The organism is Pseudomonas sp. RIT-PI-AD (assembly GCF_025642785.1).
Lineage (GTDB): Bacteria > Pseudomonadota > Gammaproteobacteria > Pseudomonadales > Pseudomonadaceae > Pseudomonas_T.
In genome coordinates this window covers 99,914-115,204 of sequence record NZ_JANZKU010000002.1, presented here as the reverse complement: position 1 = coordinate 115,204, position 15,291 = coordinate 99,914, and the positions used below count along the sequence as shown (strand labels likewise).

The following is a 15,291-nucleotide window of genomic DNA, read 5'->3' as shown; positions in this document are numbered from 1 at the left end:
GGCGCCGTGGATTTCTGGAATATTCGTGCAGGCGATCCGGTGACGGGCCCGCAACCCAGGGCGAGGGCAGCGGGAGGAGGGCGGCTCCCGGCGGCCTGCGCCGCCCGGTGGCGCGATCGGACCCGCTGGCCGCGTCATCCCGGCGCCGCTCATTCCGGCGCCGCCTGGGGCCTCCTTGGCCGGGCGCGTTGCAAGATCGCCACGCCGGCCAGGATCAGGGCCATGGCGAGCAGATCCCGCCCGTCAAGCCGTTCACCCACGCCCAGCACACCGATGGCCATGGCAACCAGTGGAGGTATGTAGGTGACGCTGGACGCAGCGACCGCGCCGAGTTTCGCCACGATGAAGTAATAGATGATGTAGGCGAGCCCGGTGCCCAGCAAGCCGAGCCCGAAGACCAATCCGATCCACGCGCGGGTGTCGGAGAACACCGCCGCCATGCCCTCGAATTCAGTCACCAGCAGCAACGCCAGGGTGGCGAAACCCATCTGGTAGGTGGTCAGGGCCGCCGCGGGCAATTGCAGCGGACTGATGAACTTGCGCGCATACACGAAGGAACAACCCACGCTCAGCGAGCCCGCGGCCATGTAAAGCGCGCCGTCCAGGTTCACTTGGTCCGCGCCGCTCCAGGGCCTCGCGATCAGCAGCACACCGAGGAAACCCAGGGCGACGCCCAGGGCCGAGCGGCGGCTGAGGGGCTCTTCGCGCAGAAGCAGCCAGGCGCAGGCGAAGGTGAACAACGGGATCGCGCCGCTCAACATGCCCGCGACGCTGGAGAGGAGCAGGGCCGTACCCTGCGCGAAGGCGAGGTAATAGATCGCCGTCGCAAGCAAGGCCATCGCCAGGAAGTGATGGCTGTATCGCAAATGCGCTAGCCGTAGCGCCCGGGTGGCGAGCGCATACCCGAACACGGGCAGGAAACCGAAGATGACCCGCCATAAAACGATTTGCCCCGGGGTAATCGAGCTGACGGCCCATTTCACGAAAATGAAATTGCTGCCCCAGATCACCCCGAGCAGCAGAAAGGCCGCATAGGCAGTCCTCTTCATCCGATGGACCGGGTCAGGCCGCCATCGACGCGGATGTTCTGCCCGGTGATGTAGGCGGCGCCGTCGGAGGCGAGGAAGGCGATGGTCGCGGCGATCTCCTCGCTCTTGCCGTAGCGCCGCATGGGAATGTCCCGGCGCCTTTCTTCGGTGGCCGGCAAGCTGTCTATCCAGCCGGGCTGGACGTTGTTGATGCGGATATTCTCGGCGGCATAGGTATCCGCGAATATTTTCGTGAAGGCGGCCAGGCCTGCCCTGAACACCGCGGAAGTGGGAAACATCGCCGTGGGTTCGAATGTCCAGGCACTGGAGACGTTGATGATCGCCCCGGACTTCTGCTTCTGCATGATCGGCGTCACCAGGCGGGTGGTGCGTATCACGTTCATCAGGTAGACATCGAGGCCCGTGTGCCACTGCTCATCGGTCAACTCGAGGATGGGCCCACGCGGGCCGTGCCCGGCGCTGTTCACCAGCACGTCGATGCGGCCCCATCTTTCCAGGGTGCTGTCGACGAGGCGCCGCAGGTCCCCATTGGACTGGTTGGAGCCGGTCACCCCCAGTCCTCCCAGTTCCTCGGCCAGGGCCTCGCCCTTGCCGGACGACGACAGGATCGCCACCCGATGGCCATCGGCGGCGAGCTGCCGTGCCGCGGCCGCTCCCATGCCACTGCCGCCCGCCGTGATAATCGCCACTTTTTCTACAGTCATAGTGCCTCCCTAAGCTTCCGGAAATGCCGGTATCCTCGATAGGCACTCATATGTAACATCTGCGGGATCCGGCTTCGAACCAGTTTCAAACTCGTTTTGATGTAGAAAAACTACTGTATGACTTCGCCGAAGAGACGCCTGCCTTCCCTCAATGCCCTTCGAGCCTTCGAGGCCGCCGCTCGCCATCTCAATTTCCGCCTGGCGGCGGAAGAGCTCGGTGTGACCCAGGGCGCGGTGGCCCAACAGGTCCGTGGGCTCGAGCTCGATCTCGGCCTGAAGTTGTTCGACCGACTGCCGCGTTCGCTGGCTCTGACCGGCAGCGGGCGAGCCTACTGTGCCGATATCGCCAGGGCCTTCGAGATCCTCGCGGAGGCGACCGGCCGCCTGCGCCCCGAGCCCCGGCGCATGACCATCAGCGTGACGCCTACCTTCGCATCGAAGTGGCTGATCCCCCGCCTGCCCGACTTCATGGCGCGGCATCCCTCCCTGGACCTGCACATCCTGGCGACCGAGCGCCTTTCCAATTTCCAGGCCGACGGTGTCGACATCGCGGTCCGGTATGGAAAGCCTCCCTTCGGTCCCGGCCTGCATGCCGAGCTGCTGTTCGAGCAGGAGATCATCGCGGTCTGCAGTCCGCTCCTTCTGGAAACGCTGGGCGTACCCCGGCGCGTCGAGGCGCTCGAGCGTTTCATCCTGCTGCACGACACCCACAATTTCTGGCCCGAATTCATCGAGCGCGTCCTCGGCGGTACCTCGTCGTTCTCCACCAAAGGCGTGCGCTTCAGCCAGACCTCCCATGCCATCGAGGCGGCCATAGCAGGGCAGGGAATCACCCTGGCCACCCGGTTCTTCCTGACGCAGGATCTGCAGGAGGGTCGCTTGGTACGGGTATACGCCGAATCCTTGAGGGGGAACTCGGACTTCTACGTCGTGACGCCCCGGCACAGACGCTCGGGTCCGGTCGAGCAGGTGATGAACTGGCTGCTCGAGACCCAGTCCCGTTTCGACGATCGTGGCCCCGGCTGAAGGCATGGCGAGCCCGAAGGCCCGGCCGGCAATGGCGTGTGTCGGCGCGCTCCCCGGCACGCAAGTCCGCTCTCTGCGATTGCCCGGCCTGAGCGGTTTCCATCCAATCCCGCCAGGACGCCCTCACAGGAACATCCTGACCGCCGACGGGCTAATCGTCCCGGAGGAGACGCTCCAGCACGTCGAGCACCCGGCCGCAGTCGGCTTCGTCCACCCAGACGTGCGGGCTGAGGCGCAAGGCGTCGCCGCGCAGGCTGGCAAAAACCTTTTCGGCCCGCAGCCGGTCGATCAGGTCATGGGGTAGGCCGCCGGGCAGGCGACCGCCAATCATCTGCGCCGACCGCGAGGCGCGGGGCGCCACCTGGAAGCCCAAGGCCTGCAGGCCTTCGGCCAATGCGTCGGTCAGCGCGCCCAGGCGCGCGGCGATGGCCGGGACGCCCCACTCGGCGACCAGCTCCAGGGCCGTGGCGGCCATCGGCAGCGCGACCGGATCGTACAGCTCGCCGCGGTCATAGCGACGGGCGCCGATGGCGGAAGGACCGTTCCCACTGTTGGCTTCCAGCGCCAGCCCCTCCTGGCGGTGCGGCGCGACGTAGAGGAGCGCCATCCCGTAGGGACCGAGCGTCCATTTGTAGGTGGGGAACGCGAGGAAGTCGGGTTGCAGCCTGGCGACGTCGACAGCCTGGGCACCGACCGCCTGGGTGGCATCCACGACGAACGCGGCTCCTGTGGCGCGAATGGCCGGTGCGAGCCGCTCGAGGTCGACCGAGGCGCCATCCGTCCAATGCAACGGCGTCAGGGTGGCGACCGCCAACGGCGCCGCGGCGGGTCGCGTGATGGCCGCGAGCAGCGCGGCGGTCCAGTCCCCGTTCGCCGGGCGCGGTACTTCCTCTACGAGCAGGCCGCGCGCGCCTGCCAAGCGGTCGAACGCCAGGCACAGCGAGGGAAATTCGTTCGCCATGCGCAAGACCCGGCCGCCCGCCGCGGGCGCGAGATTGAGGGCCGCGGTAGCCATGCCCTGGCTGACCGAGCCGAGAATCGCCATGTCGTCGACCTGCGCGCCGATCAGACCGGCCGCCGCGGAACGCGCGCGCTCGGCCCAGACCGGCACGACATCGCGGGAGTAGGCCCATGGCTGGCTCTTGGTGAGAAGTCCGGTTTCGCCAGCCCGACGCACCTGGATGGGCAATGGAGCCCATGCGGCAGCGTCCAGATAGCTGACGTCGCGGGGGAGATCGAAGGAGGCGCGTTGGCACGCAATGGCAGCGATCGGGTGCATGGCTTCTCCGGTTCCTCATCCTATGAGTGGCCCACGCTATCCGAAATCAGGCGGCCCACCAAATCGGTCCGGCCCCTGGCATCCGCCCCAGCCTTGGACGGCTGGGAGCAGGCGCGCGATGAAAGCCTCGGGGGAGACGGGCAATCGACGGGATTTCCTTTTCCAGCGGAGGGGCGGTACGCGGGCAACGGCAAATGGCTGAGCCGGAGGTTGCTCGACGGTGAGCGGGATGGGCGATGCCCTCGCATCGGCGGCTGGCGTGCTTCGAATCGATGAGGGGCTGCGACCCCGCTCAGGCGAAGTCCATTCGCTAACCCATGTATTTCGTAGGGCTTGGTTCGTCTAGACCGATAGAGTCGTCCAAAAAACAATGACCTGGCCACACCCGCTTGGCGAAAGACGACCGAAGCAGAACGGGATGGGCGAAGGAGCGCAAGCATGGAAAACGAATGTAAACGGCAGTTGAAGGAGCGACTGCGAGAAGCGGGACTCAAGACCAGCCTGCCGCGATTGAAGATTCTCGAAGCCTTGCATCGGGCCACCTTGGAGAACGGCGGGGCGTCCGCTCGCGCGCTGCATGACGATCTGGTCGAGGCGGGCGTACCCCTATCCTTGGGGGGCGTGAGGCAGGTGATTTGCCGCCTGAGCAGCCATGGCCTCATCTTGCACGAGGCCAATCATCGCTACAGTTTTTCACTCGAGGGCAAGGCGCTCGCCAGGGTCGAGGCCTAGGCGCTGTACGGAAGTGCCTGGCGCTTGGCGATGCTAAACAGGCTCGGAATGCTCATTTTACAGACGCAAAATTCGCTTCTTCGCCAGTTCGTTGCCTTGCCTGAGCGTCAGTCGCTGACGCTTGGTGCGGGTCTAGCGCCGCTCGCTATCAATGCGGAACGTGCCGATGATGGCCAGGCCACTCAAGGTGAAACCTTTCCTTGAAGCCTTTCCGGCTTTTCTGTGCGGGAGTCTTTATGGGAGCCTTGCGCTCGGTTGCATCCAACGTCGCCGGGACCGCCTCGACGGGCTGTTCGGCTGGCTGTTCCGCGACGGAGTCGGAGTGGCGGGCCAGGGAAGCGCGCTGGGCATGGCTGCGTGCCATTCGCAACATGCCCCAGAGCATGGCGGCGGAAATCAATAACCAACCGGCGAGCATCAACAGGATATAGCTTTCAGCGTCCATCTTCGTTACCTCCGCGCTTGGCGTTGCGGATACGTCGTAAAGGTCTAGACCTCCCCCTTGCGAGCATTGGTTCCCCCGTCGACGCATCGATCTGACGGGATGAACCTCCTTTCGTCCGTTTCTGTCCGAATGAAGACCTCATCTTCGCGCCTTCGCATCGGGCTTCCGGGCCCTTTCTTCATGCCCGGTTTTCATGACAGAAGGTCGAAGGCCACCTGCCGAACGACGGAGTATGCCGATGGGCACCTGGACCGACGAAATCAGAGACGCGTTCATTGCGGAATTTTCCGACCTTCCCAGTCTCACCGAGGCGACCCAGATCGTCATCCGCCTGGTTCTGGCGGCCCTGCTGGGCGGCCTGCTGGGCTTCGAGCGCAGCCAGAAGGGCAAGGCGGCCGGAGTTCGCACGCACATGCTGGTGGCGCTGGGGTCGGCACTCTTCGTGCTGGTCCCGATGCAAATCGGCGCCCAGGGCGATGCGATGAGCCGGGTGGTCCAGGGTATCGTCGCGGGGGTCGGTTTCCTCGGCGCGGGCACCATTCTCAAGCACGGCGAGAACCTGGCCGAGGTCAAGGGGCTGACCACCGCGGCGGGTATCTGGCTGACCGCCGCGATCGGCATCGCCGTGGGCATGGGGCGTGAAGTGACGGCCATCCTCAGTACCCTGCTGGCCCTGACCATCCTTTTCCTGGTGCCGCGCTGTGTCGAGCATCTGGACCGACACGAACCCTGACGGGCGAACCCTTTCTCTGCCGCGAGGTTCAGAGTAGGGAAGCGCCGTATCAGGAGAGCGATCATGTTTCGCGATTTCGTCCACCACACCGCTTGGACCGATGCCATGCGCAGCGGCCGCGATTATGTCGGGTTGATCGAATATCAGCCCAAGTACCCCGGTGCCGAGGCCCATGTCCTATGGGTCGTCGCACCCGGCTGCGTCTGCGAGGCGGATGCGGAAACCTTGGCCGATAACATGCTCGATCAGATCGCCGACATCACCCCGGATGGCGACGTGATCTACCGGGATGGCGTCCGTCTCTGATTCGAAAAACAACGATGGTCACAGGAGCACAGATATGGCACGGGCGATTTGGAAAGGCGCGATCAGTTTCGGTCTGGTGCATATCCCGGTGGCGCTGGTGTCCGCGCTCGACCGACAGGGCGTGGACTTCGACTGGCTGGACAAGCGCAGCATGGACCCGGTGGGCTACAAGCGAATCAACAAGGTCACCGGCAAGGACGTCGATAAGGACAACATCGTCAAGGGCGTGCAGTACGAGAAGGGCCGCTATGTGGTGCTGAGCGAAGAAGAGATCCGCACCGCCCACCCGAAATCCACCCAGACCATCGACATCCTGGCCTTCGTCGACAGTTCCGAGATCGACCTGCCCTACATCGACACCCCTTACTTCCTGGCGCCCGACAAGCGCGGCGGCAAGGTCTACGCCCTGCTGCGCGAGACGCTGGTGGAAAGCGGCAAGGTGGCGGTGGCCAACGTGGTGTTGCACACCCGCCAGCATCTGGCGGCGGTGATGCCCCAGGGCGATGCCCTGATGCTGCTCACCCTGCGGTGGGGCAACGAAGTCCGCGGTATCGAAGCCCTCGAACTCAAGGACATTCCCGATAAGGGCGACCTCAACAAACGCGAACTGGAAATGGCCAAGCGCCTGGTCGCGGACATGAGCGAGGACTGGGACCCCAGCCTCTACCACGATACCTTTCAGGAAAAGATCATGGCCCTGGTGGAGCGCAAGGCACAGGAGGGCAAGATCGAAAGCGTCGAGGGGCCCGAGGAGGATCCGCGCCAGAGCGCCGATGTCATCGACCTCACCGAGCTGCTCAAACGCAGCCTGAGCGGCGGCAAGAGCGCACGCCCCGCGCGCAAGAGCGCCAGCAAGGCCGAGGAGAAGCCCGAGAAGAAGGAACCCGAGGGCAAGGGCGAGAAAGCCAAGCCATCGCGCGCCTCGAGGAAAACCGCCAGTCGTTGATCGTGCGGGCCTCGTCCGGCATGCACAGGCGCATGGCCGGCACGCGCTGCGCCGGCTCTGCCGCCGCGTTCGCCTGAACTTTTGACAACCCCTTCGTTCGGAATTAACAGGGCGCCATACCGCTGGATCGTATGGCGTTTTCTTCTTCCATCCAGTTCGGTGAACAGGCCATCTCCGGTGGCATCGGTCCGTTCTGGCAAGGGACTCATACTCGAAAGTGCCCACAAGGCCTAAGGAGCGCTGCCCGATGTCTGTTGCCCGTTTTACCGAAGAAGTTGCACGCAAGGAGGCGTTCGAGCCTGGTCATCTCAGCCTTGAGCGCGCGGTCGAATTGCCGCGCATCGCCATCGAATCGGTAATGCCCAGCCTGCATGAGGGCCGTTTCGCGGCGAAGGCCATCGTCGGCCAGGACATCGTGGTGGACGCGTGCATCTTCGCCGACGGTCACGACAAGCTCGCCGCCGCGGTGCTGTGGCGCTTCGAGGACGAATCCAGCGGAGAAAATCCATCGGCCTGGCAACGCGTCGACATGCGGGAGCTGGGCAACGACGCCTGGCAGGCGAGCTTCCAGGCGCCGCGCGTGGGCCGCTACCGGTTCGCCATACAGGCCTGGTGGGACCGCTTCGGTTCCTACCGCTACGAATTGAGCAAGAAACACGCGGCCGGCGTGCCCATTGCCCTCGAGCTGCAGGAGGGCAACCTGCTGCTGGCGGAGGCCCGCGAGCGTGCCGAAGGTGAGGCGCGGCCCCGCCTGGATGCCCTGTTGCAGCGCTTCGCCTCCCTGGCCGACGACGATGAGCGGGTCGCCTTGTTCCTCGAGGAAGACACCGCGCGCCTGATGGCCCTGGTCGATCCCCATGCCCACCGGGTTCGAAGCGCGGAATATCCCCTGGACGTCGAGCGCGCCCTGGCGCAATTCGCCAGTTGGTACGAACTCTTCCCGCGCTCGCAGACCGACGATCCTCAGCGGCACGGCACCTTTCGAGACGTGTTGGAACGCCTGCCGGCGATCCGCGACATGGGCTTCGACGTGCTTTATTTCCCACCGATCCATCCCATCGGCCGCGCCCACCGCAAGGGCCGCAACAATGCCCTGCACGCGGGCCCGGACGATCCCGGCAGCCCCTACGCCATCGGCAGCGAGGAGGGCGGGCACGAGGCGATCCATCCACAACTGGGCAGCTTCGACGACTTCCGCGAGCTGGTCCGCGCCGCGGCCGATCACGGCCTGGAAATCGCCCTGGATTTCGCCATCCAGTGTTCCCAGGACCACCCCTGGTTGAAGGAACATCCGGGCTGGTTCGCCTGGCGGCCGGACGGCACCATCCGCTACGCGGAGAACCCGCCAAAGAAATACCAGGACATCGTCAACGTCGATTTCTACGCCGAGGATGCCATTCCCGATCTGTGGCGTGCCCTGCGCGACGTGGTGGCCGGGTGGGTCGAACTTGGCGTGAAGATCTTTCGCGTGGACAACCCCCATACCAAGCCGCTGCCATTCTGGGAATGGATGATCGGCGACATTCGTCGGCAATATCCGGAGACCATGTTCCTCGCCGAGGCCTTCACCCGGCCCGCGATGATGGCGCGCCTGGGCAAGGTCGGTTTCAGCCAGAGCTACACCTATTTCACCTGGCGTAACACTAAGGCGGAGCTGGAAGACTATCTCCAGGAGCTCAACGAGCCGCCGCTGCGCGACTGCTACCGGCCGAACTTCTTCGTCAACACGCCGGACATCAACCCGTTCTTCCTCCAGCACAATGGGCGCGCCGGCTTTCTCATCCGCGCCGCGCTGGCCACCATGGGTTCCGGCCTGTGGGGCCTCTATTCGGGGTTCGAGCTGTGCGAAGCCGAGCCGGTGCCGGGCAAGGAGGAGTACCTGGATTCGGAAAAATACGAAATCCGGCCGCGGGACTACAACGCGCCCGGCAACATCGTGGCGGAGATCGCCCAGCTCAATCGGATTCGGCGGCAGAACCCGGCCTTGCAGACCCACCTGGGCCTGCAGATCTATACCGCCTGGAACGACAACATCCTCTACTTCGGCAAACGCACCGCCGATCTGCAGAATTTCATCCTGGTCGCCGTCAGCCTCGACCCGCACAACGCCCAGGAAGCGCATTTCGAATTACCCCTGTGGGAGTTGGGCCTGCCCAACGACGCACAGACCCAGGGCGAAGACCTGATGACCGGGCATACCTGGACCTGGTATGGCAAGACGCAATGGATGCGTATCGAGCCCTGGCATCAGCCCTTCGGCATCTGGCGGATCAGTTCGCAACAAAGGGTATGAGCGGCTGCCTTGCAGCCATCAATGGAACGCGGCAGGAGACGGTGCGATGAATCGCCCCGACAGGACCTCAACGATGGAAAGAACCAAGAAAGCGCCCCGTACACGCAAGCCCGCAGCCTTCATCGAAGACCCGCTCTGGTACAAGGACGCGGTAATCTACCAAGTGCATGTGAAGTCGTTCTATGACTCCAACAACGACGGCATCGGCGACTTCCCCGGCCTGATCGAGAAACTCGACTACATTGCCGAGCTGGGCGTCAACACCATCTGGCTCCTGCCGTTCTATCCGTCCCCGCGTCGCGACGACGGCTACGACATCGCCGAATACCGTGGCATCCATCCGGATTACGGCGACATGGCCGATGCCCGTCGCTTCATCGCCGAAGCCCACGCTCGCGGCATCCGGGTGATCTGCGAGTTGGTGATCAACCACACTTCCGACCAGCATCCCTGGTTCCAGCGTGCGCGCAAGGCGAAGAAAGGCTCCAAGGCCCGCGATTACTACGTGTGGTCCGACAGCGACCAGAAATACGATGGCACCCGAATCATCTTCCTCGACACCGAGAAGTCCAACTGGACCTGGGACCCGGTGGCCGGCCAGTACTTCTGGCACCGCTTCTACTCGCACCAGCCCGACCTGAACTTCGATAACCCGCAGGTGATGAAGGAAATCATCTCGATCATGCGTTTCTGGCTGGACATGGGCATCGACGGCCTGCGCCTGGACGCCATTCCCTACCTGATCGAGCGCGACGGCACCAACAACGAGAACCTCCCGGAAACCCACGACGTCCTCAAGCAGATCCGCGCCGAGATCGATGCCAACTACCCGGACCGCATGCTGCTGGCCGAGGCCAACCAGTGGCCGGAAGATACCCAGCTGTATTTCGGCGGGCGCGAGGTGACGGACAAGGACGGCGCGGTCAGCGTGCTCGGCGACGAGTGCCACATGGCCTTCCATTTCCCATTGATGCCGCGCATGTACATGGCCATCGCCCAGGAAGATCGGTTCCCGATCACCGATATCCTGCGGCAGACGCCGGACATCCCCAGCAACTGCCAGTGGGCGATCTTCCTGCGCAACCACGATGAGCTGACCCTGGAGATGGTCACCGACAAGGAACGCGACTACCTGTGGAACTACTACGCCGCGGATCGACGCGCGCGGATCAACCTGGGTATCCGGCGCCGCCTGGCACCGCTGGTGGAGCGGGACCGTCGCCGGATCGAGCTGCTGAACAGCCTGCTGCTGTCCATGCCCGGTACGCCGACGCTCTACTACGGCGACGAAATCGGCATGGGCGACAATATCTTTCTCGGCGACCGTGATGGCGTGCGCACCCCGATGCAGTGGTCGGTGGACCGCAATGGCGGTTTCTCCCGCGCGGACACCGCCAGCCTGGTGCTGCCGCCGATCATGGACCCGCTCTACGGCTTTCAGACCATCAACGTCGAAGCCCAGGCCCGCGACCCGCATTCGTTGCTCAACTGGACCCGGCGCATGCTCGCCGTGCGCAAGCAGCAGAAGGCCTTCGGCCGCGGCACCATGAAGATGTTGGCGCCGACCAATCGGCGCATTCTCGCCTACCTGCGCGAATACACCGGGGTCGACGGCAAGCGAGACACCATCCTCTGCGTGGCCAACGTGTCCCGCGCGGCCCAGGCGGTCGAGCTCGACCTGTCCGCCTTCGCCGGCAAGGTGCCGGTGGAAATGGTGGGCGGCAGCGCCTTCCCGCCGATCGGTCAGCTTTCCTACCTGCTGACCTTGCAGCCCTACGGCTTCTATTGGTTCCTCCTCGCGGACGCCAGCCAGATGCCCAGCTGGCACGTGGAGCCGGTGGACCGGTTGCCTGAATTGTCGACCCTGGTCCTCAAGCGCGGCCTGGAAGACCTGCTGGCGCCGGCCTCGCGGCGTGTATTGGAGCAGGAATCCCTGCCGGCCTACCTGCCGAAGCGGCGCTGGTTCTCCGGCACCGACGGCCAGGCGAAAAGTGTCAGGGTGGCCTATGCGACGCCGTTCGGCGATGCCAAGCGGCCTCTGCTGCTGGCGGAAGTCGAAGTGCAGCAGGGCGAACAGCGCGACCGGTATCAGTTGCCGCTCGGCTTCGTCACCGAAGACGAACCGGGCAGCGTCTTGCCCCAGCAACTGGCCTTGGCGCGGGTTCGCCGTGGCCGCCAGGTCGGCCTGATGACCGATGCCTTCACTCTCGAGGATTTCGTGCGCAACGTCGTGCGGCAACTGCGCAAGGGCGACGTGCTGCCCCTGGCCGACGGCGAGCTGCACTTCCTGCCCAGCGCCAAGCTGGCCGAGTACGACATCGCGGACGACGCGGAAATCAAGTACCTGTCGGTCGAGCAGTCGAACAGCTCGGTGGTCATCGGTGGCCGCATGGTGCTCAAGCTGATCCGCCGGGTGTTCCCGGGCATCCACCCGGAACTCGAAGTGGGCGGCTTCCTCACTGAGCGTGGTTTCGCCCACATTGCGCCGGTGCTCGGGGAAGTCCGCCGGCTCGATGCCGAGGGTGAGTCCCATGCCTTGATGATCCTGCAGGGTTACCTGAACAACCAGGGCGATGCCTGGCAGTGGACCCAGGACACCCTCGAAAGGGCAGTGCGCGACCAGATGAGCGCCGGGGTTTCCAACCAGGAAAACCAATTCGGCGCCCTGGGCGAGCTGCAAGGCTTCTCCGCCATGCTCGGCCAGCGCCTCGGCGAAATGCACATCGCCTTGGCGGCGGAGACCGACAACCCGGATTTCGGCGTCGAGCTCAGCGAGAAAGCCGACACCGCGCATTGGGCCACCAGCATCCGTGCCCAGGTCGAACAGGCCCTGGATGCCGCCGAGGCGCAACAGGCTCATTTGAGCCCGGAAGAGCGCGAGGCGCTGCAGACCCTGCAAGGCCGCCGCGCTCGCCTGCTGGATTACGTGGACGAGCTGGCCAAGCGTTCCGCCGGCGGCCTGCGCATGCGGGTGCATGGCGATCTGCACCTGGGCCAGGTCCTGGTGGTTCAGGGTGACGCCTACCTGATCGACTTCGAGGGCGAGCCGGCGCGGCCGCTGGCCGAGCGCCGCGCCAAGCACAGCCCGCTCAAGGACGTCACCGGGGTGCTGCGTTCCATCGACTACGCGGCAGCCATGGCGATGCGCAATGCCCAGGGCGCCGACCAATCGCCGGAAGCCCAGCAAGCGCGTGCGCTGATTTCCCAGACCTACCGGCGCGATGCCCGCAACGCATTCCTCGAGGCCTACCGGTTGGCCGCCGCCGACCTGCCGCACACCTGGCACGAACGGGACGGCGAGGGTGCTGCCCTCGCATTGTTCAGCCTGGAAAAGGCAGCCTACGAAATCGTTTACGAAGCCGCCCACCGTCCCACCTGGATCGGTGTCCCGTTACAAGGGTTGGTGGAACTGCTACAGCATCTATCGGGGGCGAAAAAGTAATGAAACACGAACAGGAATTCTCCAGCGGCCATGCCTTGGGTATCTCGGCAGCGGACGCCAACGCCTTGGCGCGCGCCGAACACCCCAATCCCTTCGCCGTGCTGGGCCAACACCGCGAAGGCGAGGGGGTGGTGGTTCGCGCCTACTTGCCGAACGCCCTGGCGGTGGAGCTGATCGACGGCGAGAGCGGCGAGGTGCTCGGGCCGATGGAGCAACCGCAAATCCCCGGGTTGTTCTGCGGTCGCCTGGCTCGCCGGCAGGCTTATCGCCTGCGCATCCGCTGGGCCAGCGGGGTCCAGGAAACCGAAGACCCCTACAGCTACGGCGCCCTGCTCGGCGATATTGATCTCTATCTGTTCGGAGAGGGCAACCACCGCGACCTCGGCCATTGCCTGGGCGCGCAGCCGATGAATCTCGACGGCGTGGCGGGCGTCCGCTTCGCCGTCTGGGCACCCAATGCGCGACGGGTCTCGGTGGTGGGGCATTTCAACAACTGGGACGGCCGTCGGCATCCAATGCGCCTGCGTCACGACTCGGGCGTCTGGGAGCTGTTCATCCCGCGGCTCGAGGCGGGCGAGGTCTACAAGTACGAAATTCTCAGCCGCGACGGCATCCTGCCCCTCAAGGCGGATCCCATGGCGCGTGCCACCGAGTTGCCGCCCGCCACCGGTTCGGTGGTGGCGGGCCCCTTGCAGCACGAATGGCGCGACAGCGCGTGGATGGAGGGGCGCGCCCGTCGCCAGGCCCATGACGCGCCCCTGTCGGTCTATGAGCTGCATGCCGGCTCCTGGCGCCACGAGGGGGGCAACGAGGGCCGCAGCTACGACTGGCACGAGCTCGCCGAACGCCTGGTCCCCTACATCGCCGAACTGGGCTTCACCCATATCGAGCTGCTACCGATCATGGAGCATCCCTTCGGCGGCTCCTGGGGCTATCAGCCGCTGTCGCAGTTCGCGCCCAGCTCACGGTTCGGCAAGCCCGAGGACTTCGCGGCGTTCGTCGACGCCTGCCACCAGGCCGGCATCGGCGTGATCCTCGACTGGGTACCGGCGCATTTCCCCACCGATGCCCATGGCCTCGGTCGCTTCGACGGCACCGCGCTGTACGAATACGAAAACCCCATGGAGGGCTTTCACCAGGACTGGGATACCTACATCTACAACCTGGGCCGCACCGAGGTGCACGGGTTCATGCTGGCCTCTGCACTGTATTGGTTGCGTTACTTCCACATCGACGGCCTGCGGGTGGATGCCGTCGCCTCCATGCTGTACCGCGACTATTCGCGCAAGCAGGGCGAGTGGGTGCCGAACCGCTTCGGCGGCCGGGAGAACCTGGAGGCCATCGATTTCCTCCGCCACCTCAACGATGTGGTCGCGGTGGAAGCGCCCGGCGCGCTGGTGATCGCCGAGGAGTCCACGGCCTGGCCGGGCGTCAGCCGGCCCACCCAGGAAGGCGGCCTGGGTTTCGCCTACAAGTGGAACATGGGCTGGATGCACGACAGCCTGCAGTATTTCGCCGAGGACTCGATCAACCGGCGCTTCCACCACGACAAAGTCACCTTCGGGCTGCTCTACGCATTCTCGGAGCACTTCATCCTGCCGATCTCCCACGACGAGGTGGTGCACGGCAAACGCTCGCTGATCGACAAGATGCCGGGCGATCGCTGGCAGAAGTTCGCCAACCTGCGCGCCTACCTGAGCTTCATGTGGACCCACCCGGGCAAGAAACTGCTGTTCATGGGCTGCGAGTTCGGCCAGTGGCGCGAGTGGAACCATGACCACGAGTTGGATTGGTACCTGCTGCAATACGGCGAGCACCTGGGGGTGCAGAAGCTGGTGGGCGACCTCAACCGGCTGTACCGCGAACATGCGCCCCTGCACCAACTGGACGGCGACGCCAAAGGTTTCCAATGGTTGATCGGCGACGACGCGGCGAACAGCGTCTACGCCTGGCTGCGCTGGAGCGCCGACGGCAAGCCGTTGCTGGTGGTGGCGAACTTCACGCCGGTGCCGCGCGAGGGCTACCGGATCGGCGTCCCCTTGCCGGGCTTGTGGCGCGAGCTGTTCAACAGCGACGCGGAGCGCTACGCCGGCTCCAACCTGGGCAACGGCGGTGGGGTGCACACCCAGGAAGAAGCCAGCCATGGCCAACCTCAATCGCTCTCGCTGCTGCTGCCGCCCCTGGCGCTCACGATCTTCACGCCGGTCACGGAGTGAAACGCCGATAGGCACGCCCCTCGCCGGGAGCGGGCTTCCGCTCCCGGCAAAGGACGAATCCGCGGTTCGCCTGCACCGGTCCGCGTCCCGCCCATGCCGGGTCGATGACGTTAGCCTCCA

12 protein-coding genes are annotated in these 15,291 nt (G+C 64.9%); 8 read left to right on the top strand and 4 right to left on the bottom strand.

Annotated elements, in window-relative coordinates:
* Positions 1-149: 149 nt before the first annotated feature.
* Complete coding sequence (locus OGL92_RS02360) at positions 150-1,049, bottom strand: DMT family transporter (RefSeq protein WP_263139837.1); 900 nt, start codon at positions 1,047-1,049, stop codon at positions 150-152.
* Positions 1,046-1,753 (bottom strand): SDR family oxidoreductase, encoded by a 708-nt coding sequence (locus OGL92_RS02355; RefSeq protein WP_263139835.1) that lies wholly within the window; start codon positions 1,751-1,753, stop codon positions 1,046-1,048. The genes OGL92_RS02360 and OGL92_RS02355 overlap by 4 nt, the downstream gene beginning before the upstream one ends.
* 117 nt (positions 1,754-1,870) lie before the next feature.
* On the opposite strand from OGL92_RS02355, the gene gcvA reads away from it, so the two are divergent.
* Complete coding sequence (gene gcvA / locus OGL92_RS02350; protein ID WP_263139834.1) at positions 1,871-2,779, top strand: transcriptional regulator GcvA; 909 nt, start codon at positions 1,871-1,873, stop codon at positions 2,777-2,779.
* Between the two features lie 151 nt (positions 2,780-2,930).
* Here gcvA and OGL92_RS02345 read toward each other — a convergent pair whose 3' ends face one another.
* On the bottom strand, positions 2,931-4,058 hold the full coding sequence (locus OGL92_RS02345) for an aminotransferase class V-fold PLP-dependent enzyme (protein ID WP_263139833.1): 1,128 nt from the start codon (positions 4,056-4,058) through the stop codon (positions 2,931-2,933).
* A 438-nt stretch (positions 4,059-4,496) separates the two neighbouring features.
* Here OGL92_RS02345 and OGL92_RS02340 point away from each other — a divergent pair, with 438 nt between their 5' ends.
* Positions 4,497-4,790 (top strand): Fur family transcriptional regulator, encoded by a 294-nt coding sequence (locus OGL92_RS02340; RefSeq protein WP_263139831.1) that lies wholly within the window; start codon positions 4,497-4,499, stop codon positions 4,788-4,790.
* 148 nt (positions 4,791-4,938) lie between these two features.
* Here the strand turns inward: OGL92_RS02340 and OGL92_RS02335 are convergent, their stop codons facing one another.
* Positions 4,939-5,235: a hypothetical protein gene (locus OGL92_RS02335; protein WP_263139827.1), complete on the bottom strand. Its 297-nt coding sequence runs from the start codon at positions 5,233-5,235 to the stop codon at positions 4,939-4,941.
* Between the two features lie 238 nt (positions 5,236-5,473).
* On the opposite strand from OGL92_RS02335, the gene OGL92_RS02330 reads away from it, so the two are divergent.
* From OGL92_RS02330 to glgB, 6 genes are all read left to right on the top strand, one after another.
* Entirely contained in the window at positions 5,474-5,968 is a 495-nt protein-coding gene (locus OGL92_RS02330) for an MgtC/SapB family protein (RefSeq protein ID WP_263139823.1), read from the top strand.
* A gap of 63 nt (positions 5,969-6,031) precedes the next feature.
* The gene (locus tag OGL92_RS02325) at positions 6,032-6,274 is read left to right on the top strand and encodes a hypothetical protein (protein WP_263139819.1); all 243 of its coding nucleotides are present in this window, start codon (positions 6,032-6,034) and stop codon (positions 6,272-6,274) included.
* A gap of 34 nt (positions 6,275-6,308) precedes the next feature.
* A complete protein-coding gene (locus tag OGL92_RS02320) occupies positions 6,309-7,220 on the top strand; it encodes a Ku protein (RefSeq protein ID WP_263139817.1) in 912 nt (303 codons plus the stop codon).
* A gap of 247 nt (positions 7,221-7,467) precedes the next feature.
* A complete protein-coding gene (locus tag OGL92_RS02315; protein ID WP_263139816.1) occupies positions 7,468-9,513 on the top strand; it encodes an alpha-1,4-glucan--maltose-1-phosphate maltosyltransferase in 2,046 nt (681 codons plus the stop codon).
* A gap of 73 nt (positions 9,514-9,586) precedes the next feature.
* Positions 9,587-12,955 (top strand): maltose alpha-D-glucosyltransferase, encoded by a 3,369-nt coding sequence (gene treS / locus OGL92_RS02310; RefSeq protein ID WP_263139814.1) that lies wholly within the window; start codon positions 9,587-9,589, stop codon positions 12,953-12,955.
* Positions 12,955-15,171: a 1,4-alpha-glucan branching protein GlgB gene (glgB, locus tag OGL92_RS02305; RefSeq protein ID WP_263139812.1), complete on the top strand. Its 2,217-nt coding sequence runs from the start codon at positions 12,955-12,957 to the stop codon at positions 15,169-15,171. Before treS ends, glgB begins: the two co-directional genes overlap by 1 nt.
* Positions 15,172-15,291 lie beyond the last annotated feature (120 nt).

What these genes read in the sequence shown, in the direction of transcription:
- OGL92_RS02355 (WP_263139835.1), bottom strand. Translation starts at nt 1,753, where the DNA reads ATGACTGTAGAAAAAGTGGCGATTATCACGGCGGGCGGCAGTGGCATG.
- OGL92_RS02320 (WP_263139817.1), top strand. Translation starts at nt 6,309, where the DNA reads ATGGCACGGGCGATTTGGAAAGGCGCGATCAGTTTCGGTCTGGTGCAT.
- treS (WP_263139814.1), top strand. Translation starts at nt 9,587, where the DNA reads ATGGAAAGAACCAAGAAAGCGCCCCGTACACGCAAGCCCGCAGCCTTC.
- OGL92_RS02335 (WP_263139827.1), bottom strand. Translation starts at nt 5,235, where the DNA reads ATGGACGCTGAAAGCTATATCCTGTTGATGCTCGCCGGTTGGTTATTG.
- OGL92_RS02345 (WP_263139833.1), bottom strand. Translation starts at nt 4,058, where the DNA reads ATGCACCCGATCGCTGCCATTGCGTGCCAACGCGCCTCCTTCGATCTC.
- OGL92_RS02325 (WP_263139819.1), top strand. Translation starts at nt 6,032, where the DNA reads ATGTTTCGCGATTTCGTCCACCACACCGCTTGGACCGATGCCATGCGC.
- OGL92_RS02315 (WP_263139816.1), top strand. Translation starts at nt 7,468, where the DNA reads ATGTCTGTTGCCCGTTTTACCGAAGAAGTTGCACGCAAGGAGGCGTTC.
- glgB (WP_263139812.1), top strand. Translation starts at nt 12,955, where the DNA reads ATGAAACACGAACAGGAATTCTCCAGCGGCCATGCCTTGGGTATCTCG.
- OGL92_RS02360 (WP_263139837.1), bottom strand. Translation starts at nt 1,049, where the DNA reads ATGAAGAGGACTGCCTATGCGGCCTTTCTGCTGCTCGGGGTGATCTGG.
- OGL92_RS02330 (WP_263139823.1), top strand. Translation starts at nt 5,474, where the DNA reads ATGGGCACCTGGACCGACGAAATCAGAGACGCGTTCATTGCGGAATTT.
- gcvA (WP_263139834.1), top strand. Translation starts at nt 1,871, where the DNA reads ATGACTTCGCCGAAGAGACGCCTGCCTTCCCTCAATGCCCTTCGAGCC.
- OGL92_RS02340 (WP_263139831.1), top strand. Translation starts at nt 4,497, where the DNA reads ATGGAAAACGAATGTAAACGGCAGTTGAAGGAGCGACTGCGAGAAGCG.